Source organism: Pseudomonas parasichuanensis, assembly GCF_021601385.1.
GTDB classification, from domain to species: domain Bacteria; phylum Pseudomonadota; class Gammaproteobacteria; order Pseudomonadales; family Pseudomonadaceae; genus Aquipseudomonas; species Aquipseudomonas parasichuanensis.
In genome coordinates, this window is the sequence record NZ_BQHO01000019.1 from 92,883 (window position 1) to 114,026 (window position 21,144).

Consider the following 21,144-nt stretch of genomic DNA (forward strand, 5'->3'; position numbering starts at 1 on the left):
CCTTGCGGATCGAGCCGGCCTGCCGCCCCCCTTCCCTTGCGAAACAGGCCCTGACCCATGCCTTGCCGTATCCTGCTTGCCGACGATTCGCCGCTCTTTCGCGCCGGCCTGCGCGCACTGCTTGAACAGAAAAAGGAATTTGCCGTGGTCGGCGATACCGGCGATGCCATGGCTGCCGTGAACCTCGCCGAGAAACTCAAACCGGATATCGTGGTGCTCGACATGAGCGGTGAGCTGGACAACCAGCAGGCCCTGCAGGAGCTGTTCATTCGCGCCCCTGCCAGCCGTGTACTGATGTTTTCCGCACGCTCGGAGCTGGACCATGTGCTCAATTGCCTGCAACTCGGCGCCCACGGTTTTCTGCTCAAGAACGCCTCGGTGGGGGAGCTGGAGCAGGCCCTGCAGACTTTGCGTCATGGCGGCCAGTACCTGTCATCGGCGGTGCTGCCGATGGTCATCGACCAAGCCCTCAAGCACAGCCGCAAGCGCCCGGCAGGTCAGGTGCAGACGCCGCTGACCACCCGCCAGCTGGAGATCCTGCGGCTGATCGCCCGGGGCGAAACCACCCGCTCCATTGCCGATGGCCTGGGCCTGAGCATCAAGACGGTGGAAGCGCACCGCTCGCAGATCATGCACCGCCTGCAGATCCACGACGTGCCGGGGCTGGTGCTGTTTGCCGTGCGCGAGGGGATCATCCGCCTCAACGATTGAGCGACAGCCCGGCGAGGATCAATTGCAGCGCCTCAGGCAATGCCGCCGGACGCCCCGAGGCACGCTCGACGAACACCTGCACCAGCGTGCCCGCTGCGCAGGCCTCGGCCTCGCCCGGGCGGAACAGCGCCAGGCGGTACTCCACCGTGCTGCCCGCCAGGCGGGTGATGCCCAGGCCCACTTCGAGCACGTCGGGGAAACCGGGCAGCGCGAAAAAGTCTGCCGCCGAACTGACCACGAAGCCTGCCAGCTCGCCGTCCCGCAGGTCCAGCTCGGCCTGCTCGACTAAGAAGGCCTGGATGGCCGTTTCGAAGAAGCCGTGCACGGTAGAGCCGGCGAGATAGCCGTTGAGGTCGTTGTCCTGGGCACGGGTGAGGATCGGGTGGAAGTGGGAGAAAGCGGTACGTTGGGGGGATTCGGTCATGGATTGTCCTGTGTTGTCTTTAGCACATCAGGGAAGCTTCCCACACGGACTTGGGAACGCCTATAGTCGCAATCAACAATAGATCGCATAGCATGGTCCATCTTCATGAAACCGAGACATACGCCCGTGCCTACCCAACCGCTGGATCACACCAACCTCAGCCGCATGGCCGACAGCGGGCGAATCAACGCCACCCATATCGTCGGGCAGCCAGGCGGCTGGGCCATTCAGGTCGACATCAACAACCAGGAGCACGTGCTTACTGCGCAGCGTAGCGGCAATGTTAGGCTGTTCAAGAAGTTCGAAACACTTGTCACCTACCTGCATGAGTTGGGCATCGACCATTTTCAGGTCGATACCTCAACCTACGATCCTCAACAAACCAGCACCTATCAAAGGCCGGATCGCGCTCAAGCACTCAAGCGCGCCCATGAGGCCGCCGCTTACGAAGCCTGGTTCGTCGAGCAGGTCGAGGCGAGCCTGCGCGATCCCTCACCCGCCATGGATGACGCCGAGGTAGAAAGATTCTTTGCCGCCCGCCGCGCTGAGTTGCGAGCCAAAAAAGGCTGATGCGCCTTACCTGGTCCTCTATGGCTCACAAGGATCGCTTGCGAATCCTTGAGCTTATTGCCGAAGACAATCCTATTGCGGCCGAAGCCCTGGATGAAACATTCAGGGATAAGGCCAGGCGCGCCGCACAGTACCCAGCTTTGTACAAATCCGGGCGTAGTCCTGACACACGAGAAATTGTCGTGCATCCGAACTATGTAATGGTCTACCGAACCCTGGTGGATCAGATCGAAATCATCCGCATCCTGCACGCTCGGCAACAATGGCCCTGACAAGAAACGAAAAAGCCGCCCCAGAGGGCGGCTTTCTCATTCGAACCGACAGCGCTTACAGCTGCGGGCCAGCGCCTTTGATGGCGTCGGAAACTTCGAACTTCTTGAAGTTTTCGATGAACAGCTTGGCCAGGCCCTTGGCGGCTTCGTCGTAGGCAGCCTTGTCAGCCCAGGTGTTGCGCGGGTTGAGCAGCTCGGTCTCGACGCCCGGAACGGCCTTCGGCACGTCCAGGTTGATGATGTCCAGGTGCTCGGTTTCGGCACCGACCAGAGCACCGCTCTGGATGGCAGCGATCACGCCACGGGTGGTCGGGATGCTGAAGCGCTTGCCAACGCCGTAGCCACCGCCGGTCCAGCCGGTGTTGACCAGGTAGACCTTGGAGCCGAAGGCCTTGATGCGCTTGATCAGCAGCTCGGCGTAGACGCCAGCCGGGCGCGGGAAGAACGGTGCGCCGAAGCAGGTGGAGAAGGTCGACTTGATGCCGCCGCCCGAACCCATTTCGGTGGAACCGACCAGCGCGGTGTAGCCGGACAGGAAGTGGTAGGCCGCCTGCTCGTTGTTCAGGATCGACACCGGAGGCAGAACACCGGTCAGGTCGCAGGTCAGGAAGATGACCGCGTTCGGCTCGCCACCCAGGTTCTCTGCCGAGACCTTCTCGACATGCTGCAGCGGGTAGGCCGCACGGCTGTTCTGGGTCAGGCTCACGTCGGCGTAGTCGGCGTGCTTGGCATCGTCGATGACGACGTTTTCCAGCACCGCGCCGTGCTTGATGGCTTTCCAGATGACCGGCTCGTTCTTCTCGGACAGGTCGATGCACTTGGCATAGCAACCGCCTTCGATGTTGAAGACCACGCCTTCACCCCAACCGTGCTCGTCGTCACCGATCAGGTAACGGCTTTCGTCAGCCGACAGGGTGGTTTTGCCAGTGCCGGACAGGCCGAAGAACAGGGTGACGTCACCCTCTTCACCAATGTTGGCGGCGCAGTGCATCGGCAGCACGTCGGCGGCCGGCAGCAGGAAGTTCTGCACCGAGAACATGGCTTTCTTCATTTCACCGGCGTAACGCATGCCGGCGATCAGCACCTTCTTCTGGGCGAAGTTGATGATCACGCAGCCGTCGGAGTTGGTGCCGTCACGCTCAGGCACGCACTCGAAGTTGGCGACGTTGAGGATCTGCCACTCACCACGGTCAGCCGGGTTGTACTGGGCTGGGTTGATGAACAGGCAACGACCGAACAGGTTCTGCCAGGCAGTCTGGGTGGTCATCTTGACCGGCAGGTAGTGCTCGGCCGCAGCCCCTACGTGAACGTAGGAAACGAAGTGATCCTGGGCGTTGTTGAACGCCTCTACGCGGTCCCACAGGGCATCGAACTTGTCGGCCGGGAACTTGCGGTTGATCGGGCCCCAGCCAATCTGGTCCTGGGTGGAAGGTTCTTCGACGATGAAACGGTCAGCCGGCGAACGACCGGTGCGGTGACCGGTTTCGACAACCAGTGCGCCAGTATCGGCCAGCACGCCTTCACCGCGGGACAGCGCTTCTTTTACCAGCTCATCGACGCTCAGGTCGGTGTACACGGTGTTGTTGGCTTGCGTCATGAGATACCCCATCCGGCCCGAGGCCGAGTGCTCCAAACGTTTTGTAGTTGTCTCGAAAAAACTACTACAGCGAAAAAAGTGGCCGGATTATGCCAGAAACGCCCAAAAAAAGTAGGCCCCTCCTGTCAGAACTGCGCTTTTGCGCAATTCGACAGGAGAATATCCTGCGATTAACCGTTTCAGTGGTGAGTTTCTGATGGTGCGTCGGTGCCGCCACCGGCAAACAATTGCGCTACATCGCTCGCATCGAAGACATAGCGCTCGTTGCAGAACTGGCAATCGATCTCGACCTGGCCGCCACATTCTTCAACCAGCGCCAGCGCATCGGGCTCACCCAGGCTGACCAGGGCGTTGCCCGAACGCTCGCGCGAGCAGCTGCAGCAAAAGCGTAGTGGCTGGATATCGAACAGGCGAACCGCGTCCTCGTGGTACAGGCGGTGCAGCACGGTTTCGTTGTCCAGGCCGATCAACTCCTCGGTCTTGACGGTATTGGCCAGCGCCTTCACGTGGGCCCAGCTTTCGTCGCGCTCCTCGATGTCCTTGTGGATCTCGGCCGGCAGTTGCTGCACCAGCAGGCCACGGGCGCGCACGCCGTCGGCGGCCAGGGAGATGCAGGTATTCACCTGCTGCGACATGACGAAGTAGTTGGTGAAGCACTCCGACAGGTCCTTGCCGTCGAGCTCGACCGTGCCCTGGTAGCGCTGGCCATTGACCGGAATGATGGTCAGCACCAGGTGCCCATCGGGCATCAGGTCGGCAAGGCGCGCATCGTCCTTGATCTGGTCGGCTTCATAGCGCGCCAGCCCGCGGATCTCGTGCTCGCTGGTGCACTCGATGGCGAGCAGCGGCACCGGGCCCTGGGACTGGGCCTGGAGCACCAGCAGCCCGTCGAACTTCAAGGTGCCCACCAACAGTGCTGCAGCGCCCATCAGCTCGCCCAGCAGGTGCTGGACCGGGCGCGGGTAGTCGTGCTTGGCCAGCACCTCGGCGTAGCTGCGCTCCAGCGCGACCATCTCGCCGCGCACGTCGCGGTCGTCGAACAGGAAGCGTTGGGTGAAATCTGTATCTGGCAAGTCGCTCATGGTTGTCTGGCTATCTGAAAATGATTACAAAATAATTGCAGGAGACTGAAAGGTCCGTCGTAGAGCGCTCACAAGGCGCTCATTTGCCGCTGGAGATCGAGGTATTTTATGGATAATCGACCACTGTTCCAAGCAAGGTGGTCCTGGGGACCCTTGGCAACCTGCACGCTGGTGCCCATCGCACTACTGTGTTTCTGGTTATGGCCCATTGGCCAGAACCTCTGCCTGACTTTCGACGAATGGCTGTTCCGCAGCCTCAACGCCCCACTGGCCGACCATGTGATCTGGCGCTCCCTGTGGGCAGTCGGCAGCCTGCGCCCGTTCGACATCCTGGTCGGGCTGATCATGCTGTCGCTGCTGATCCGCGGCGACTGGGTGTTCAAGGCCACTCAGGTGCGCCAGGCATTTTTCGGCTTTCTGGTGACGCTTTTACTCTTAGTGGTGATTCGTGCGCTGTTTTCCAAGTGGGTCGCTGCAATGGGCTGGCAACACAGTAGCCCGTCGATGGTGCTCGACAACGCCGTGCACCTGAGTGACCTGTACCCGTACCTGGAAGCCAAGTGGGAACTCAAGGACCGTTCCGGCCAGAGTTTCCCAGGCGACCACGCCTCGGTATTGCTGGTGTGGGCGCTGTTCATGAGCCTGTTCAGCCGCCGCTTGCTGCAGCACCTGGTGATCTGGGCGCTGGCGGTGGTGTTCATGCTGCCGCGCCTGGTAGCGGGTGCCCACTGGGGCCAGGATGACTACATCGGTGGCCTGCTGATGGCAGTGCTGGCGCTGGGCTGGAGCTGCCATACGCCGCTGCTGGCCAAAGGCAGTGCGGCGTTGGTGCGTTGGACCGCGCCGTTGTTCAGCCTGCTGGGCAAGCTGCCGTTGGTCGGCCGGATGAGCGTGATGCGCGCCGTCTGATCATTCACAGGGGCGCTCAGCGCCCCCAGTCACTCGAAGCTGCCATGCAACTGGTGAATCTGCCGGCGCTGCTTCTTGTTCGGCCGCCCATCGGTGGCCACCCCCATCGCCCCGGCCTTGCGCAGCTCGGCCGCCTGCTCCCGGCGCTTTACGCTCTCGGCGGTTTCCTCATACAGCGTCTGCGCCTCCGGCGCGCCACGGCGCACCGCCGACAACGCCTTGACCACCACGGTGCGCTCGTCAAAGCCGGTGCGCAGCAGGAACTCGTCGCCCACCCGTGGCTCCTTGCCTGGCTTGCAACGCTCGCCCCGGCAGTGCACCTTGCCGCTCTCGATGGCCGCCTTGGCCAACGCACGGGTCTTGTAGAAGCGCGCCGCCCACAGCCATTTGTCCAAGCGTACCTTGTCGTCGTCTTCCGGCTTTTGTGCCATGTTTTTTCCTCGAATTCTGTCTTTCACGGAACTGTACTACCGTGACTGACGGATGCAAAAAGTCCGTGCCGTCATTACAGTTCACCACCTTATCCGCAGGGCACGCTCCGTGAAGACATTTGACCACCTGACTGTGATCGGCCTGCGCGAGTGGGTCGCCCTGCCCGACCTCGGCCTGGCCGGCCTGCGCGCCAAGATCGATACCGGTGCCAGCACCTCCAGCCTGCACGCCACCGACGTCGAGCCCTTCGAGCGCGATGGCCAGCCCTGGGTGCGGTTCACCGCGCACCTGGGCTCGGTGGTGCAACTGCGTCACCGGCGCTGCGAGGCGCCGCTGGTGACCATGAAAAGCATCAAGAGCTCCAACGGCCAGGCCCAGGCCCGCTACGTGATCCGCACCACCCTGGCCCTGGGCGACCGGGTGTGGGAGGTGGAGTTCACCCTGGCCTGTCGCAAGAACATGCGTTATCGGCTGTTGCTGGGCTCCAAGGCGCTCATCCACGGCCAGTTGGTCGTCAACCCCGGCCTCAAGTACGTCCAGGACAAACCGGCCTTCCCGGCCACCCTTTCCCCTGTCACAGGTGCTGCATGAAGATCGCTGTGCTGTCGCGCAATCCGCGTCTGTATTCCACCCGCCGCCTGGTCGAGGCCGGTACCCAGCGGGGCCATGAAGTGGTGGTGGTCGACACGCTCCGGGCCTACATGAACATTGCCAGCCACAAGCCGCAGATCCACTACCGCGGCAAGCCGCTGGAGGGTTTCGATGCGGTCATCCCGCGCATCGGTGCCTCGGTTACCTTCTACGGCTGCGCGGTGCTGCGCCAGTTCGAGATGATGGGCGTCTACCCGCTCAACGAATCGGTGGCGATTGCCCGCTCGCGGGACAAGCTGCGCTCGCTGCAACTGCTGTCGCGCCGGGGCATCGGCCTGCCGATCACCGGCTTCGCCCACTCGCCGGACGACATTCCCGACCTGATCCAGATGGTCAACGGCGCGCCGCTGGTGATCAAGGTGCTCGAAGGCACCCAGGGCATCGGCGTGGTGCTGTGCGAGACCACTCAGGCCGCTGAGTCGGTGATCGAAGCATTCATGGGCCTGAAGCAGAACATCATGGTCCAGGAGTACATCAAGGAGGCCGGCGGCGCGGACATTCGCTGCTTCGTGGTGGGCGACAAGGTGATCGCCTCGATGAAGCGCCAGGCCAAGCCAGGCGAGTTTCGCTCCAACCTGCACCGGGGCGGGGTCGCCAGCCTGATCAAGATCACCCCGGAAGAGCGAATCACCGCGATTCGTGCGGCCAAGGTGATGGGCTTGAGCGTGGCAGGTGTGGACATCCTGCGCTCGAACCATGGGCCGTTGGTGATGGAAGTGAATTCCTCGCCGGGCCTGGAAGGGATCGAGGTGACCACCGGCAAGGATGTGGCCGGGATGATCATCGAGCACCTGGAGAAGAATGGCGGGCCGAATCAGACCCGGACCAAAGGCAAAGGTTGATGGTGCCGGCCTCTTCGCGGCTGAAGCCGCTCCCACAGGGAACATGCAAAACCTTGTGGGAGCGGCTTTAGCCGCGAAGAGGCCGGCACAAACAACAACGATCAGACAGCGTTACGCGGCAGCAACAACCCAAGCGGCAAACGCACCCGCGCCTCGATCCCGCCACCCGAGCGATTACGCAACTCGACATTGCCGCCATGCTGCGCGGCAATCCGCTTGACGATCGCCAACCCCAGCCCGGTGCCCTTGCCACCGCGCGCCCGGTCACCGCGGATGAACGGGTTGAAGATGGTCTCCAGCTCCGACTCGTCGATGCCCGTGCCCCGGTCCAGCACGCTGAGTACCACGTACGGCGCGCTCTGGTCGCCCGACACATAGGCCGCCACCTCCACCCCCTTGCCGGCGTGGTGCAGAGCGTTACCGATCAGGTTGCCCAGCATGCGCTTGAGCGACACACGCCGCAGCGCGAAGGGCGGGATCGGCTCGAGGCACAGGCGCACGCGCTCCTTCGGCTGGTTGTAGGGCGCCACGACTTCGTGAATCAGGTCGTTCAGATCGACCTCTTCCACCGGCTCGTCGCGCCCGTCACGGATGAACGCCAGGAACTGGTCGAGGATCGCGTCCATGTCCTCGATATCGCGGACCATGTCGTCGCTCAGGTCGCTGTCGTTGTCCATCAGCGAGAGCGACAGGCGAAGCCGCGTCAACGGTGTGCGCAGGTCGTGCGACACCCCCGCCAGCATCAACTCGCGCTCACGCCCGGCCTGTTCGACGTCTTCAGCCATCTGGTTGAACGCCTTGTACACCTCGGTCATTTCGCTGGGGGTGTCGCTGACCGGCAGGCGCACGCTGCGCCCCTGGCCCAGCTGCCGGGCGGCGAACACCAGGCGCTTGAGCGGCTGGTTGAGCTGGCGCACGAAGATCCACGCCGAGGCGGTGGACAACAGGCCGATGGCCAGGAACCAGCCCAGCACGTTCCAGATTTTCTGCCCGCGCAGCGGGTGCGGGTACAGCGGCACCTTGAGCCAGCCCGGGCCCAGGCTTGGCGCATTCACCCACAACGCCGGTGGCGCGTGGATGCGCAGGCGCACTTCGGTGTCATCACCCAGCTCGGCCTGCATTTGCCGTTGATAGATTTCGCTGTACGGCCAATGCTGCTCGCCTTCCGGCACGCCGGAGCCAGTGACCCGGATCAGCCCGGCGGCCTCGGCGATCTTGTCGCGGTTCTCCTCATCGGCCGCCCAATAGGCACGCAGCGTCAGGGCCACGCCGTGGCTGTACTGGCGATCGACCAGCACGTCCTCGTTCATCAGCAGGTACACCAAGGTCAGCGCCTTGGAGAACAGCACGACGATCAACACCAGCCACAGGGTGCGGGCGAAGAAACTTTGCGGGAACCAGAGAGGGGTTTTCATCGATCACTACTAGTCAGCAAGGGCAACGTAAAAAGGCCGTACGCCACAGACGAAAACAGGGCGACTCCTGCGAGTCGCCCTGCATTGTCGTGACGAGCCGGCTGGCTCATTTTCCGGCGTTTCCGTCCGGCACGAAGACGTAGCCAACGCCCCATACGGTCTGGATGTAACGCGGCTTGGACGGATCGGGTTCGATCATCCGGCGCAGGCGCGAGATCTGCACGTCGATGGAACGCTCCAACGCATCCCACTCGCGGCCACGGGCCAGGTTCATCAGCTTGTCGCGGGTCAGCGGCTCGCGGGCGTGCATCACCAGGGCCTTGAGCACGGCGAATTCGCCGGTGGTCAGCATGTGCGTTTCATCGCCACGCTTGAGCTCGCGGGTAGCCAGCGACAGTTCGTAGTCGCCGAAGGTGACGGTCTCTTCCTCGCTGCCCGGCGCGCCCGGCACCGTAGGCGACTGGCGACGCAGCACGGCCTTGACCCGGGCCACCAGTTCGTCGGGGTTGAACGGCTTGGCCAGGTAGTCGTCGGCGCCCAGCTCCAGCCCCTTGATGCGGCTGAGTTCGTCACCCTTGGCGGTGAGCATGATGATCGGGATCTGGTTGTTCGACGCGCGCAGGCGCTTGCACGCGGACAGGCCGTCCTCGCCCGGCAGCATCAGGTCGAGCACCACCAGGTTGAACACTTCACGGGCCAGCAGGCGGTCCATCTGTTCGACGTTGGGCACGGTGCGCACACGGAAGCCCTTGCTGGTGAAGAATCGGTCCAGCAGGCTGCTCAGGCCTGGGTCGTCGTCGACGATGAGAATCTTGTCGCCATCTGCGGCGTTTGCGGTGCTGGTCATGAATTGCTCCTCTGAGATCGCCGCGCATTATGGCGTAGCCATTGCAGCGCGTGCCGTGTGCATTGTTAGCAGATTTTTCCCAGCGTGCCACTGCCGCGCCGTCAACGGCAGGCCCGGTGCCATCACCGCAAGCCCGGCACGATGGGTATAATGCGCGCCTTTCACCCAGCGCCGCCGGGCCTGAACAGCCACCCGCGGCCTTGCATTCACTATTTGTCAGGTGGTTCTCATGGACAGCATCAACAGCCGTATCGCCGAGGAACTGGGCGTGCGCCCACAACAGGTAGAAGCGGCCGTGGGCCTGTTGGACGAAGGCTCGACCGTGCCCTTCATCGCCCGTTACCGCAAGGAAGTGACCGGCAGCCTGGACGACACCCAGCTGCGCCACCTGGAAGAGCGCCTGCGCTACCTGCGCGAACTCGACGACCGTCGCGCCAGCATCCTCGCCAGCATCGAGGAGCAAGGCAAGCTGACCCCGGAGCTGGCCCGCGAAATCAAGCTCGCCGACACCAAGACCCGCCTCGAAGACCTTTACCTCCCCTACAAGCAGAAGCGCCGCACCAAGGGCCAGATCGCCCTGGAAGCCGGCCTGGGCGAGCTGGCCGACGGCCTGTTCAACGACCCACAGCTCAACCCGGAAAGCGAAGCGGCGCGCTTCGTCGATGCCGAGAAAGGCTTTGCCGACGTCAAGGCGGTGCTCGAAGGCGCCAAGTACATCCTCATGGAGCGCTTCGCCGAAGACGCCGCCCTGCTGGAAAAGCTGCGCAACTTCCTCAAGCAGGAAGCCGTGCTCAGCGCCCGCCTGGTGGCCGGCAAGGAAGAGGAAGGCGCCAAGTTCCGCGACTACTTCGCCCATGACGAACTGCTGCGCACCGCCCCGTCGCACCGCGCCCTGGCGATATTCCGTGGCCGTAACGAAGGGGTGCTGAGCGCCTCGTTGAAAGTCGGCGAAGAGCTGCCAGGCACCCTGCACCCGTGCGAACTGATGATCGGCAACCACGTCGGCATCGAAAACCGCAACCGCCCGGCCGACAAGTGGCTGGGTGAAGTGGTGCGCTGGACCTGGAAGGTCAAGCTCTACACCCACCTGGAAACCGACCTGTTCGGCGAGCTGCGCGACAACGCCGAAGGCGAGGCGATCAACGTGTTCGCCCACAACCTGCACGACCTGCTGCTGGCCGCCCCGGCCGGCCCGCGCGCCACCCTGGGCTTCGACCCGGGCCTGCGTACCGGCTGCAAGATTGCCGTGGTGGATGCCACCGGCAAGCTGCTGGACCACACCACGGTCTACCCGCATGCGCCGAAGAACGACTGGGACCGCACGATCTCGATCATGGCCGCCCTGTGCGCCAAGCACTCGGTGGAGCTGGTCGCCATCGGCAACGGTACCGCCAGCCGCGAAAGCGACAAGCTGGTCGCGGAGCTGGTTAAGAAGTATCCAGCCCTGAAGATCACCAAGATCATGGTTTCCGAGGCCGGCGCCTCGGTGTACTCGGCCTCCGAACTGGCCGCCCGTGAATTCCCCGACCTGGACGTATCGATCCGTGGCGCCGTGTCGATCGCCCGCCGCCTGCAGGACCCGCTGGCGGAACTGGTGAAGATCGACCCGAAATCCATCGGCGTCGGCCAGTACCAGCACGACGTGTCGCAGGTGAAACTGGCCCGTGGCCTGGACGCTGTGGTCGAGGACTGCGTGAACGCCGTGGGCGTGGACGTCAACACCGCTTCGGTGGCGCTGCTGACGCGTATCTCCGGCCTCAACGCGACACTTGCGCAAAACATCGTTTCCCATCGCGACGCCAACGGCCCGTTCGCCACCCGCGCCGCCCTGAAAAAGGTCAGCCGCCTGGGTGAGAAGACCTTCGAGCAGGCCGCCGGCTTCCTGCGTGTGATGAACGGCGACAACCCGCTGGACGCCTCCGCCGTGCACCCCGAGGCCTACCCGCTGGTGCAGCGCATCGCCGCCGGCACCGAGCGCGACATCCGCTCGCTGATCGGCGACAGCGGCTTCCTCAAGCGCCTGGACCCGAAGAAATTCACCGACGAGACCTTCGGCCTGCCGACCGTCACCGACATCCTGCAGGAGCTGGACAAGCCCGGCCGCGACCCACGCCCCGAGTTCAAGACCGCCACCTTCCAGGACGGCGTCGAGGACCTCAAGGACCTCGAGCCGGGCATGATCCTCGAAGGCGTGGTGACCAACGTCACCAACTTCGGTGCCTTCGTCGACATCGGCGTGCACCAGGACGGCCTGGTGCATATCTCGGCGCTGTCCGAGAAGTTCATCAAGGACCCGCGTGAAGCGGTCAAGGCCGGCGACGTGGTCAAGGTCAAGGTCATGGAAGTGGACATTCCGCGCAAGCGCGTCGGCCTGTCCATGCGCATGAGCGACACCCCGGGCGAGAAGGTCGAGGGCAACCGTGGCGGCAACCGCGGTGGCAATGGCGGCAACCGTCAGCAGCAGGCACCGCGCCCGCGTGAAACCACCGCCGCCGCACCGGCCAACAATGCCATGGCCTCGCTGTTCGCCAACGCCAAGCAGCTGAAGAAGAAGTGATGGACGTCCCGAAAGAGTACGTCGAAAGCGCCTTCAGCCAGCTGCTGGGCTGCCGCCTGCAACGCCTGGACACCGGCGTTGCCGAGGTGGCCCTGACGCTTGAGCCGCACCTGCGCAACCGCGGCCAGAAGCTGCATGGCGGGGCGATCTTCAGCCTGGTCGACATCAGCATGGGCCTGGCCTGCTCGGCCAGCCATGGCTTCGACCAGCAGAGCGTGACCATCGAGTGCAAGATCAACTACATGCGCGCGGTCAGCGAGGGTGAGGTGGTGTGTACCGCCCGTGTGCTGCATGCCGGCCGGCGCACGCTGGTGGTCGACGCCGACGTGCTCCAGGGCGACAAACGGGTGGCCAAGGCGCAGGGAACCTTTGCGGTTCTCTAGCTGAAACAGCCTTATCTGCGGTATTTTGCCGCCAATAGCTGTTGGGGCTGCTCTGCAGCCCATCGCCGGCAAGCCGGCTCCCACAGGGTCTTGTGGGCGCCAGCTTGCCGGCGATGGAGCGCGCAGCGGTCCCGCGTTATTGGCGTCGGAACCGCGCAACCAGGCGACAACGCCAGTTCCTTTCCCAACTACCCTTGTAGACCGTCATCCCTACCCCCATATTGGGGCGACTGACGCGTGAAGGAATCCATCTTGAGCGACCTCCTCAACCGCCGCCTGAGCCTGCTCGGCGACAACCTCGACCTGCTCAAGCAGTGCCTGCACGGCATTGAGCGCGAATGCCTGCGCGTGACCCAAGAAGGTCGCCTGGCCCAGACCCCGCACCCCGAAGCACTGGGTTCGGCGCTGACCAACGAGCAGATCACCACCGACTATTCCGAGTCGCTGCTGGAGTTCATCACCCCAGCCCTGGCGGACCCTGCCAAGGTGCTCGAAAGCCTCGAACAGACCCACCGCTTCGTCTACAGCAAGCTGGGCGACGAACTGCTGTGGAGCCCGTCGATGCCCTGCGCGCTGCCGGCCGAGGAGGACATCCCGATCGCCGAATACGGCACCTCGAACATCGGCAAGCTCAAGCACGTGTACCGCAAGGGCCTGGCCCTGCGTTACGGCCGCACCATGCAGTGCATCGCCGGCATTCACTACAACTTCTCGCTGCCTGAAGCACTGTGGCCATTGCTGCGCGCCGAAGAAGGCAGCACAGAGGACGACCGCGACTACCAGTCCTCGGCCTACATCGCGCTGATTCGCAATTTCCGCCGTTACAGCTGGCTGCTGATGTACCTGTTCGGTGCCTCGCCGACCCTGGACAAAGGCTTCCTGCGCGGCCGCCCGCACCAGCTTGAAGAGCTCGACGCCGAAACCCTCTACCTGCCGTATGCCACCAGCCTGCGCATGAGCGACCTGGGTTACCAGAGCAACGCCCAGGCGGGCCTGACGCCCTGCTACAACAACCTCGCCAGCTACACCGACAGCCTGCGCAAGGCGGTGGGCACGCCCTACCCACCCTACGTCGAGGTCGGCACGCACAAGGATGGCGAGTGGGTGCAGCTGAACACCAACATCCTGCAGATCGAGAACGAGTACTACTCGAACATCCGCCCCAAACGCGTTACCTACACCGGCGAGCGGCCGATCCAGGCCCTGATCTCCCGTGGCGTGCAGTACGTCGAAGTGCGCTGCCTGGACATCAACCCGTTCCTGCCGGTGGGCATCGACCTCACCGAAGCGCGCTTCCTCGACGCCTTCCTACTGCTCTGTGCGCTGGACGACAGCCCGCAGCTGGACAACGGCGAATGCGGCCAGTGCACCAGCAACTTCCTGACCGTGGTCAAGGAAGGCCGCCGCCCGGGCCTGGCGCTGCAGCGTAACGGCCAGCCAATCGCGCTGAAGGACTGGGCCAGCGAGCTCATCACTCGTATCGGCCAGATGGCCGAGCTGCTCGACCGCGCCCAAGGCGGCAACGAGCACATCAAGGCCCTGCAAGCCCAGCAAGCCAAAGTCGATGACCCTGAGTTGACGCCGTCGGCCCAGGTACTGGCGCGCATGACCGAACACGATGAAAGCTTCATCGCGTTCTCCCTGCGCCAGAGCCGCGTGCACGCCGAAACATTCCGTGAACAGCCACTGGGCACCGAACAGCAACAAGCCTTCGAAACACTCGCCCGCGAGTCGATCGCCAAGCAGTCCGAGCTGGAACAGGAAGAAGTCGGTGATTTCGACCTGTTCGTCGGCGCCTACCAGGCCAGCATCCTGGCCATCAGCAACTGATGAACCGCCCCGCCGCCCCGCGCAAGCCACGCGCCAGCAGCCAGGCCAGGATCGAGGCGATCCTGGCGGCGGCGCGCGAGCTGCTGGCCGGGCAAGGGGTGGCTGGGCTGTCGGTCTACAGCGTCGCCGAGCGGGCGCAGATCCCGCCGTCGTCGGTGTATCACTTCTTCGCCAGCGTACCGGCCCTGCTCGAAGCCCTGACCGCCGATGTGCACCGGGCCTTTCGCGAAGCCTTGAGCGCACCGATCGACAGCGCGGCGTTCAGCACCTGGCATGGCCTGTCGCGGTTGATCGAGCAGCGCATGCTCGACATCTACAACGAGGACGCCGCGGCGCGGCAGCTGATCCTGGCCCAGCACGGCTTGAGCGAGGTGGTCCAGGCTGACCGCCAGCATGACCTGGAACTGGGTGAGTTGATGCACCAGCTGTTCGACCGGCATTTCCAGCTGCCGACGATGCCGAAGGATGTGCACGTGTTCGCCCTGGCGATGGAGCTGAGCGATCGGGTGTATGCCCGCTCGATGCAGCTGCACGAACAGATCACCCCGCGCATGGCGGAGGAAGGGATGCGGGTGTTCGAGGCGTATCTGGGGCTGTACCTGCCGCCGTTTCTGGCCAAGCGCTAACTCTGAATCCACAAAAAACCTGTGGGAGCCGGCTTGCCGGCGATGGCGTCAGATCAGACAACAAAGATGTGTCTGACGACGCTATCGCCGGCAAGCCGGCTCCCACAGGTGCAGCTATGCAACCCATCACAACTTGGCGATGGACACCTCGGTCGATTTCACAAAGGCGATCACCTCACTGCCCACTTGCAGCTCCAGCTCCTTCACGGAACGGGTGGTGATCACCGAAGTGACGATGCCAGAGGCGGTCTGCACGTCGATTTCCGACAGTACCGGGCCTTCGAGGATTTCCTTCACGGTGCCTTTGAACTGGTTGCGAACGTTGATGGCTTTGATGGTCATGGCTGTTTTCCTTTCTTTGGCTTCGGGGGTTCATTGCGCCCAACGCAGTTGCGTGGGCAAAGGGGCTACAGGTTCCGGCTCGGGCGGGGTGCCCGGGGCGGACAGAACACGGTCCAGCACTTCACTTTCCAGGCTTGCCAGGCGGTGCGACCCACGCGCCCGAGGGCGCGGCAGGTCGACCAACAGGTCGAGGCCGACGGCGCCGTCCTCGATCAGGATCACCCGGTCAGCCACGGCGACGGCTTCGCTGACGTCGTGGGTGACCAGCAGCACGGTGAAGCCGTGCTGGCGCCAGAGGCGCTCGATCAACTGCTGCATTTCGATACGGGTCAGGGCATCCAGCGCGCCCAGCGGTTCGTCCAGCAGCAGCAGGCGCGGCTGATGAATCAACGCCCGGGCCAGGGCCACCCGTTGCTTCTGGCCGCCGGACAAGGCCGCCGGCCACTCATTGGCGCGATCAGCCAGGCCGACCGCCTCCAGGGCATCCAGCGCCCGTTGGCGCCAGTCGCCGGACAGGCCCAGGCCGACGTTGTCGATCACCTTCTTCCACGGCAGCAGGCGGGCGTCCTGGAACATCAGCCGGGTGTCCTCGCGGGCCTCGGCCAGCGGCGCGGCACCGGCCAGCAGTTCGCCAGCGCTGGGGTTGTCGAGGCCGGCCAGCAGGCGCAGCAAGGTGCTCTTGCCGCAACCGCTGCGGCCGACGATGGCGACGAACTGGCCGGCCGGGATGTGCAGATCGATACCGCGCAGCACTTCACGCGGGCCGAAGGTCTTGCGCAGGCCGTTGGCGGCCAGCGGGATGCCACGCAGCAGGCGTGGCGGCTGCTCTTTGAGCACGGTCATCACGCACCCTCCTTCTTGGCGACCTGGTAGGCCGGGTGCCAGCGCAACCACACACGCTCCAGGCCACGGGCGGCCAGGTCGGCGAGCTTGCCGAGCACGGCGTACAGCACGATCGCCAGTACCACCACGTCGGTCTGCAGGAACTCACGGGCGTTCATCGCCAGGTAGCCGGAGAAGATGAAGGTATCGATCCCCAGGTCTGCGTATTCCTTGACCCGCGCCGCCACGGTCGGGCCGTCGCCCACCAGCGCGGTGCCGGCACCGCCGCGCACCAGGCCGACGCCGGCCCACAGGTTGGGGGCGACTTCCAGGTTGTCGCGGTTGCCCTTGTGCAGCGCGGCCATGCGTTGCTGGCCGACCGAGTCGAAGCGCGCCAGCGAAGCCTGGGCACGGGCGATGGTGTCGTCGTCCAGGTGCGAAATCAGCTTGTCGGCGGCGGCCCAGGCTTCTTCGTTGGTTTCGCGCACGATCACGTGCAAGCGGATGCCGAAGCGCACTTCACGGCCCTGGGCGGCGGCTTTCTCGCGCACCTGGGCGATTTTCTCGGCCACGGCGGCCGGCGGCTCGCCCCAGGTCAGGTACAGCTCGACCTGCTCGGCCGCCAGGTCCTGGGCGGCGTCGGACGAACCCCCGAAGTACAGCGGCGGGCGTGGCTGCTGGATCGGTGGGTAGAGCAGCTTGGCGCCCTGCACCTGGATGTGTTTGCCGTCGTAGTCGACGGTTTCGCCTTCGAGCACCTTGCGCCAGATGCGGGTGAACTCCACCGAGGCCTCGTAGCGCTCCTGGTGGTTCAGGTGCAGGCCGTCACCGGCCAGCTCGTCGGGGTCACCGCCGGTCACCAGGTTGAACAGCGCACGGCCATTGGACAGGCGATCGAGGGTGGCGGCCTGGCGCGCGGCGACGGTCGGCGAAATGATCCCTGGGCGCAGGGCCACCAGGAACTTCAGGCGCTCGGTCACCGGGATCAGCGACGCGGCGACCAGCCAGGAGTCCTCGCAGGACCGCCCGGTGGGGATCAGCACGCCGCCGAAGCCGAGGCGGTCGGCGGCCTGGGCGATCTGCGCCAGGTAGCCATGGTCGACGGCGCGGGCGCCTTCGCTGGTGCCCAGGTACTTGCCGTCACCGTGGGTGGGCAGGAACCAGAAAATGTTCAGGCTCATTGGAGTTGTCTCCTCAAGGGTGGCTCGAGCCGGGGCCTGGCCCCGGCGCTGGCGAATCGGTCAAGGCGCGCTGGCGACCTTGGCGGGGGGTGTCCAGATCACGTCCTTGATGCTCAAGGGCTTGGGGATCAGCTTCAGGGCCTGGAAGGTGTCGGCGATCTTCTGCTGCGCGGCGATCACCTCCGGGGTCAGCGGCGCGGCACCGTAGCCCTGGCGCTTCACCGAGGTCAGGGTGATGTCGGCGGGCAGGCCGAGCAGCGGCGCGACCTGGTCGGTCACCTCCTGCGGGTTGGCCTGGGACCACTGGCCCACGGTGCGCACTTCCTCGACCAGGGTGTTGATCACCGCCGGGTGCTGGGTGGCGTAGCTGCGGGTGGCCAGGTAGAACTGGTGGTTGTCGACCAGGCCCTTGCCGTCACGCAGGGTACGGGCCTGCAGCTGTTGCTCGGCGGCGGCCTGGTACGGGTCCCAGATCACCCAGGCATCGACGCTGCCACGCTCGAAGGCGGCGCGGGCGTCGGCCGGCGGCAGGTAGACCGGCTGGATGTCGGTGTATTTGAGGCCGGCGTCCTCGAGGGCGCGCACCAGCAGGTAGTGAACGTTCGAGCCTTTGTTCAGCGCGACTTTCTTGCCCTTGAGTTCTTTCACCGACTGGATCGACGAGCCCTTGGGCACGAGGATCGCCTCGCTGTGCGGGGCCGGCGGTTCATAGGCGACGTAGAGCAGGTCGGCGCCTGCGGCCTGGGCGAACACCGGTGGGGTTTCGCCGGTGACGCCAAAATCGATGGAGCCGACGTTGAGCCCTTCAAGCAGCTGCGGGCCGCCGGGGAACTCGGTCCATTGCACGTCGATGCCCTGTTCCTTCAGGCGCTTCTCCAGCGAGCCCTTGGCCTTGAGCAGCACCAGGGTGCCGTATTTCTGATAACCGATACGCAGGCTCTCGGCCTGGGCTTGGGTAATGGCGCCGAAGGACACAGCCGCCGCAAACAGGGCGACCAGACCACGACGCAAGAAGACTGTGCGCATGGCGCTCTCCTGTGCGAGTTGGGTTCGGGTTGCACCTGCTTGCCTCGTTGACGGGCGAGTAAGGTGGGACAGCAGTACAGCGGTGTATCAGTGGCTCAGATGCTCCAGCGGGCACTGAGCAGGCGTTCATTGAGCACACCGGGTGCGACCGGCCGAGGCCGCCGCGCCAGGGCGCCGTGGAAGGTCTCCAGCGAATCCTGCAGGCGTTGCTCCAAGGCCTGGGCCAACTGCGCAGGGCGGTTGCCTTCGCCGTAGGCGATCTGGCTGTCGTCGGCGAAGATCCCTTGCAGGGTCTCCTGCGCCTTCAAGGCAGACAGCACCGGCTTGAGCGCGTAGTCCACGGCAAGCATGTGGGCGATGCTGCCGCCGGTGGCCACCGGCAGCACCACCTTGTGTTCCAGGGCACGCTCGGGCAGCAGGTCGAGCAGGGTTTTCAGCGCGCCGGCAAACGAGGCCTTGTACACCGGGGTGGCCACCACCAGGCCGTCGGCCTGGGCCACCAGCTCGATGAAGTGGCGCACCTGCGGGCTGTCGAAGCGTGCGTGCAGCAGGTCTTCGGCGTTGAACTCACGCACCTGGAAGGTCACCACTTCGACACCGCGCTCCTGCAGCCAGTCGCGGGTGCGCTCTAGCAGCACGCCGGAGCGTGAACGAAGACTGGGGCTACCACCGACAGAAACAACCAGCATTGAAAGCGCTTCCTTCGATTCGATTGCAGGGCCGCGAGGGGTTGGCCCCGCTGGATGGAAGTGACCTTAACAGGCAGTGTCATATATCCATAAATCATATTTTTTCATTTGTTTATTCGTTATTTGACTATGGAACGCCGCTGGCCTCATCGCCGGCAAGCCGGCTCCCACAGGAGACCCGATTTTTCTGTGGGAGCTGGCTTGCCAGCGATGAGGCCAGCGCAAGCAACACAAGACAGTTGCTGCCACAGGGGAGTGAAGGACACATAAAAAAAGGGCCATCCCCTGCCAAGGAAAATGGCCCATAAGCACTTGCCTGAAGGGGGTATGGCCGGTCAGCGCGCGGTGATCACCGCCAGCTTGGTGATGCCGGCCCGTTCGATGGCCGCCATGGCCCGGGCGACTTCGCCGTAGTTCACGCCATCGTCGGCCTGCAGCTGCACGCGCAGCTCGGCGTCCTTGCCTTTGGCGGCCTTGAGGTTGGTTTCCAGCAAGTCGGGCTGGATCTCGTCCTTGTTGATGAACAGCTTGCCGCTGCCATCGATGCTCACCACCAGCGGGTCCTTCTGCTCCACCGGGGCCACGGCCTCGGTCTTGGGCAGGTTGATGGGGATGGCGTTGGTCAGCAGCGGCGCGGTGACGATGAACACCACCAGCAGCACCAGCATGACGTCCACCAACGGGGTGACGTTGATTTCACTCAACACTTCATCGCTGTCCTGGGTCGAGAAGGCCATGTCAGCTCGCCTCCTTCACAGCTTGGTTGAAGCCGGCCTGCTGGCGCTGCACCGCCGGGTGCAGCAGCACGCGGAAGGCACTCTTCTGCGCCAGGCTGTAGAAGTCGTGGGCGAAGTCGTCGAGGTCGGCAGCGGTGAGCTTGAGGCGGCGCAGGAAGTAGTTGTAAACCAGCACCGCCGGCACCGCGACGGCGATACCCACACCGGTGGCGACCAACGCAGCGCCGATCGGGCCGGCCACGGTTTCCAGGCTCGCCGAACCGGCTGCGCTGATGCCCTTGAGCGCTTCCATGATGCCCCACACGGTGCCGAACAGGCCGATGAAGGGCGAGGTGCTGCCGATACTGGCGACCACCGCCAGGCCGGTTTCCAGCGAGCGGCGTTCGCGCACGATCTGCTGGCGCAGGGCGCGTTCCAGGCGGTCCTGGTGGTTGATGGCCTGGCTCAGGTCATTGGCCTGGCCGGGCTCGCCCACGGCGATGGCGGCATAGCCGGCCTGGGCGACACGGGCAGCCGGGCCGGGTTGCTGGTGGCTGATCTCGGCGGCGGAGTCGAGGCTGGATGCGGCCCAGAACTGCTGGTGGAAGCGCTTGTCCTGGCGCTTGAGCCGCACGAACTGCACGACCTTGACCAGCGCCAGTGCCCAGGTGGCCACGGAGAAGCCGACCAACAGCCAGATGACGGCGCTTTCAACGGATTCGAGGGGGGATGCCAACAGGCTCATGGTGATGTCCTTCCTTTGTGCGGTGGCGAATTAACGAAGCTTGAAATCGATGGGTACGCTGACCCAGCCGGCCAGGGCCACGTCGCCCTGCTTGGCGGGGACGAAGCTCCAGCGCTTGACCGCGGCCAACGCGGCGGCGTCCAGGGCGTCACGGCCACTGCTCTGCTGCAGCTGGATCTGGCCGGGCTTGCCGCTGGGCAGCACTTCGACGCGCAGCAGCACGGTGCCTTCCCAGCCACGGCGCAGGGCCATCTGCGGGTATTCGGGGGCCGGGTTCTTCAGGTAGGCGGCGTTGGCCGACGCCGGGGTCACCGGGGCTGGCGCGGGCGGTGCGGCTGGCGCAGGCGGTGCCGGGGCGGCCACCGGCGTTGGCGGCGGCGCTTCAACCGGTTTCGGCTGCGGCTTGGGTTGCGGCTTGGCCACCGGCTTAGGCACGGGTTTTGTCTTGGGCTTTGGCTTGGCGGCCAGTTCGTCG

23 protein-coding genes and 1 pseudogene are annotated in these 21,144 nt (G+C 64.5%); 10 read left to right on the plus strand and 14 right to left on the minus strand.

What is annotated here, in order from left to right; translation table 11 throughout:
* Nucleotides 1-57: 57 nt before the first annotated feature.
* A complete protein-coding gene (locus L6D77_RS16320; RefSeq protein WP_232883254.1) occupies nt 58-711 on the plus strand; it encodes a response regulator in 654 nt (217 codons plus the stop codon).
* On the opposite strand, the gene L6D77_RS16325 is transcribed toward L6D77_RS16320, so the two are convergent.
* Complete coding sequence (locus L6D77_RS16325) at nt 701-1,135, minus strand: acyl-CoA thioesterase (RefSeq protein ID WP_232883253.1); 435 nt, start codon at nt 1,133-1,135, stop codon at nt 701-703. The two genes, L6D77_RS16320 and L6D77_RS16325, sit on opposite strands and share 11 nt — an antisense overlap.
* Nucleotides 1,136-1,261: 126 nt before the next feature.
* On the opposite strand from L6D77_RS16325, the gene L6D77_RS16330 reads away from it, so the two are divergent.
* Nucleotides 1,262-1,705 carry a hypothetical protein gene (locus L6D77_RS16330; protein ID WP_232883252.1) on the plus strand — a complete coding sequence of 148 codons (444 nt, stop codon included), beginning with the start codon at nt 1,262-1,264 and terminating at the stop codon, nt 1,703-1,705.
* A complete protein-coding gene (locus L6D77_RS16335) occupies nt 1,705-1,977 on the plus strand; it encodes a type II toxin-antitoxin system RelE/ParE family toxin (RefSeq protein WP_232883251.1) in 273 nt (90 codons plus the stop codon). The genes L6D77_RS16330 and L6D77_RS16335 overlap by 1 nt, the downstream gene beginning before the upstream one ends.
* Nucleotides 1,978-2,032: 55 nt before the next feature.
* On the opposite strand, the gene L6D77_RS16340 is transcribed toward L6D77_RS16335, so the two are convergent.
* Entirely contained in the window at nt 2,033-3,574 is a 1,542-nt protein-coding gene (locus L6D77_RS16340; RefSeq protein ID WP_232883250.1) for a phosphoenolpyruvate carboxykinase, read from the minus strand.
* A 179-nt stretch (nt 3,575-3,753) separates the two neighbouring features.
* Nucleotides 3,754-4,656 (minus strand): Hsp33 family molecular chaperone HslO, encoded by a 903-nt coding sequence (hslO, locus tag L6D77_RS16345; RefSeq protein WP_232883249.1) that lies wholly within the window; start codon nt 4,654-4,656, stop codon nt 3,754-3,756.
* 108 nt (nt 4,657-4,764) lie between these two features.
* On the opposite strand from hslO, the gene L6D77_RS16350 reads away from it, so the two are divergent.
* Nucleotides 4,765-5,565 carry a phosphatase PAP2 family protein gene (locus tag L6D77_RS16350; RefSeq protein ID WP_232883248.1) on the plus strand — a complete coding sequence of 267 codons (801 nt, stop codon included), beginning with the start codon at nt 4,765-4,767 and terminating at the stop codon, nt 5,563-5,565.
* 29 nt (nt 5,566-5,594) lie between these two features.
* Here the strand turns inward: L6D77_RS16350 and L6D77_RS16355 are convergent, their stop codons facing one another.
* Entirely contained in the window at nt 5,595-5,996 is a 402-nt protein-coding gene (locus L6D77_RS16355; protein WP_232883247.1) for an RNA-binding S4 domain-containing protein, read from the minus strand.
* Nucleotides 5,997-6,105: 109 nt separating this feature from the next.
* On the opposite strand from L6D77_RS16355, the gene rimB reads away from it, so the two are divergent.
* Complete coding sequence (rimB, locus tag L6D77_RS16360) at nt 6,106-6,588, plus strand: retropepsin-like aspartic endopeptidase RimB (RefSeq protein WP_110992193.1); 483 nt, start codon at nt 6,106-6,108, stop codon at nt 6,586-6,588.
* Nucleotides 6,585-7,490 (plus strand): 30S ribosomal protein S6--L-glutamate ligase, encoded by a 906-nt coding sequence (rimK, locus tag L6D77_RS16365; RefSeq protein ID WP_194789665.1) that lies wholly within the window; start codon nt 6,585-6,587, stop codon nt 7,488-7,490. Before rimB ends, rimK begins: the two co-directional genes overlap by 4 nt.
* Nucleotides 7,491-7,591: 101 nt before the next feature.
* Here rimK and L6D77_RS16370 read toward each other — a convergent pair whose 3' ends face one another.
* Both L6D77_RS16370 and ompR read right to left on the minus strand, forming a co-directional pair.
* A complete protein-coding gene (locus tag L6D77_RS16370) occupies nt 7,592-8,905 on the minus strand; it encodes an ATP-binding protein (RefSeq protein ID WP_232883246.1) in 1,314 nt (437 codons plus the stop codon).
* A gap of 106 nt (nt 8,906-9,011) precedes the next feature.
* Nucleotides 9,012-9,752, minus strand: coding sequence for an osmolarity response regulator transcription factor OmpR (gene ompR / locus L6D77_RS16375; protein WP_110992190.1), 741 nt, complete (start codon nt 9,750-9,752; stop codon nt 9,012-9,014).
* 229 nt (nt 9,753-9,981) lie between these two features.
* On the opposite strand from ompR, the gene L6D77_RS16380 reads away from it, so the two are divergent.
* From L6D77_RS16380 to L6D77_RS16395, 4 genes are all read left to right on the plus strand, one after another.
* The gene (locus L6D77_RS16380) at nt 9,982-12,309 is read left to right on the plus strand and encodes a Tex family protein (protein WP_232883245.1); all 2,328 of its coding nucleotides are present in this window, start codon (nt 9,982-9,984) and stop codon (nt 12,307-12,309) included.
* The gene (locus L6D77_RS16385) at nt 12,309-12,692 is read left to right on the plus strand and encodes a PaaI family thioesterase (protein ID WP_232883244.1); all 384 of its coding nucleotides are present in this window, start codon (nt 12,309-12,311) and stop codon (nt 12,690-12,692) included. Before L6D77_RS16380 ends, L6D77_RS16385 begins: the two co-directional genes overlap by 1 nt.
* Before the next feature lie 252 nt (nt 12,693-12,944).
* Entirely contained in the window at nt 12,945-14,522 is a 1,578-nt protein-coding gene (gene gshA / locus L6D77_RS16390; RefSeq protein ID WP_269807505.1) for a glutamate--cysteine ligase, read from the plus strand.
* Nucleotides 14,522-15,148, plus strand: coding sequence for a TetR/AcrR family transcriptional regulator (locus tag L6D77_RS16395; RefSeq protein ID WP_232883242.1), 627 nt, complete (start codon nt 14,522-14,524; stop codon nt 15,146-15,148). The genes gshA and L6D77_RS16395 overlap by 1 nt, the downstream gene beginning before the upstream one ends.
* Nucleotides 15,149-15,274: 126 nt before the next feature.
* Here the strand turns inward: L6D77_RS16395 and L6D77_RS16400 are convergent, their stop codons facing one another.
* From L6D77_RS16400 to L6D77_RS16440, 8 genes and pseudogenes are all read right to left on the minus strand, one after another.
* Nucleotides 15,275-15,490 (minus strand): TOBE domain-containing protein, encoded by a 216-nt coding sequence (locus tag L6D77_RS16400; protein WP_008095172.1) that lies wholly within the window; start codon nt 15,488-15,490, stop codon nt 15,275-15,277.
* A gap of 30 nt (nt 15,491-15,520) precedes the next feature.
* Nucleotides 15,521-16,333 carry an aliphatic sulfonates ABC transporter ATP-binding protein gene (gene ssuB, locus L6D77_RS16405; protein WP_232883241.1) on the minus strand — a complete coding sequence of 271 codons (813 nt, stop codon included), beginning with the start codon at nt 16,331-16,333 and terminating at the stop codon, nt 15,521-15,523.
* A gap of 164 nt (nt 16,334-16,497) precedes the next feature.
* Nucleotides 16,498-17,493: pseudogene (gene ssuD, locus L6D77_RS16415) on the minus strand (FMNH2-dependent alkanesulfonate monooxygenase); the annotation flags it as partial.
* A 60-nt stretch (nt 17,494-17,553) separates the two neighbouring features.
* Complete coding sequence (locus L6D77_RS16420; protein WP_110992182.1) at nt 17,554-18,519, minus strand: sulfonate ABC transporter substrate-binding protein; 966 nt, start codon at nt 18,517-18,519, stop codon at nt 17,554-17,556.
* A gap of 95 nt (nt 18,520-18,614) precedes the next feature.
* Complete coding sequence (gene ssuE, locus L6D77_RS16425) at nt 18,615-19,208, minus strand: NADPH-dependent FMN reductase (RefSeq protein WP_232883238.1); 594 nt, start codon at nt 19,206-19,208, stop codon at nt 18,615-18,617.
* A 335-nt stretch (nt 19,209-19,543) separates the two neighbouring features.
* A complete protein-coding gene (locus tag L6D77_RS16430; RefSeq protein WP_110992180.1) occupies nt 19,544-19,945 on the minus strand; it encodes an ExbD/TolR family protein in 402 nt (133 codons plus the stop codon).
* Between the two features lies 1 nt (nt 19,946).
* A complete protein-coding gene (locus L6D77_RS16435; protein WP_125857099.1) occupies nt 19,947-20,669 on the minus strand; it encodes a MotA/TolQ/ExbB proton channel family protein in 723 nt (240 codons plus the stop codon).
* Between the two features lie 30 nt (nt 20,670-20,699).
* Nucleotides 20,700-21,144, minus strand: a 445-nt coding sequence (locus L6D77_RS16440) for an energy transducer TonB (RefSeq protein ID WP_236170095.1), incomplete at its 5' end; no start/stop codon positions are given.

Excerpts from the sequence above, each read along its gene's own strand:
- L6D77_RS16320 (WP_232883254.1), top strand. The coding sequence starts at position 58 with ATGCCTTGCCGTATCCTGCTTGCCGACGATTCGCCGCTCTTTCGCGCC.
- L6D77_RS16325 (WP_232883253.1), bottom strand. The coding sequence starts at position 1,135 with ATGACCGAATCCCCCCAACGTACCGCTTTCTCCCACTTCCACCCGATC.
- L6D77_RS16335 (WP_232883251.1), top strand. The coding sequence starts at position 1,705 with ATGCGCCTTACCTGGTCCTCTATGGCTCACAAGGATCGCTTGCGAATC.
- L6D77_RS16340 (WP_232883250.1), bottom strand. The coding sequence starts at position 3,574 with ATGACGCAAGCCAACAACACCGTGTACACCGACCTGAGCGTCGATGAG.
- hslO (WP_232883249.1), bottom strand. The coding sequence starts at position 4,656 with ATGAGCGACTTGCCAGATACAGATTTCACCCAACGCTTCCTGTTCGAC.
- L6D77_RS16350 (WP_232883248.1), top strand. The coding sequence starts at position 4,765 with ATGGATAATCGACCACTGTTCCAAGCAAGGTGGTCCTGGGGACCCTTG.
- L6D77_RS16355 (WP_232883247.1), bottom strand. The coding sequence starts at position 5,996 with ATGGCACAAAAGCCGGAAGACGACGACAAGGTACGCTTGGACAAATGG.
- rimK (WP_194789665.1), top strand. The coding sequence starts at position 6,585 with ATGAAGATCGCTGTGCTGTCGCGCAATCCGCGTCTGTATTCCACCCGC.
- L6D77_RS16370 (WP_232883246.1), bottom strand. The coding sequence starts at position 8,905 with ATGAAAACCCCTCTCTGGTTCCCGCAAAGTTTCTTCGCCCGCACCCTG.
- ompR (WP_110992190.1), bottom strand. The coding sequence starts at position 9,752 with ATGACCAGCACCGCAAACGCCGCAGATGGCGACAAGATTCTCATCGTC.
- L6D77_RS16380 (WP_232883245.1), top strand. The coding sequence starts at position 9,982 with ATGGACAGCATCAACAGCCGTATCGCCGAGGAACTGGGCGTGCGCCCA.
- L6D77_RS16385 (WP_232883244.1), top strand. The coding sequence starts at position 12,309 with ATGGACGTCCCGAAAGAGTACGTCGAAAGCGCCTTCAGCCAGCTGCTG.
- L6D77_RS16395 (WP_232883242.1), top strand. The coding sequence starts at position 14,522 with ATGAACCGCCCCGCCGCCCCGCGCAAGCCACGCGCCAGCAGCCAGGCC.
- L6D77_RS16400 (WP_008095172.1), bottom strand. The coding sequence starts at position 15,490 with ATGACCATCAAAGCCATCAACGTTCGCAACCAGTTCAAAGGCACCGTG.
- ssuB (WP_232883241.1), bottom strand. The coding sequence starts at position 16,333 with ATGACCGTGCTCAAAGAGCAGCCGCCACGCCTGCTGCGTGGCATCCCG.
- L6D77_RS16420 (WP_110992182.1), bottom strand. The coding sequence starts at position 18,519 with ATGCGCACAGTCTTCTTGCGTCGTGGTCTGGTCGCCCTGTTTGCGGCG.
- ssuE (WP_232883238.1), bottom strand. The coding sequence starts at position 19,208 with ATGCTGGTTGTTTCTGTCGGTGGTAGCCCCAGTCTTCGTTCACGCTCC.
- L6D77_RS16430 (WP_110992180.1), bottom strand. The coding sequence starts at position 19,945 with ATGGCCTTCTCGACCCAGGACAGCGATGAAGTGTTGAGTGAAATCAAC.
- L6D77_RS16435 (WP_125857099.1), bottom strand. The coding sequence starts at position 20,669 with ATGAGCCTGTTGGCATCCCCCCTCGAATCCGTTGAAAGCGCCGTCATC.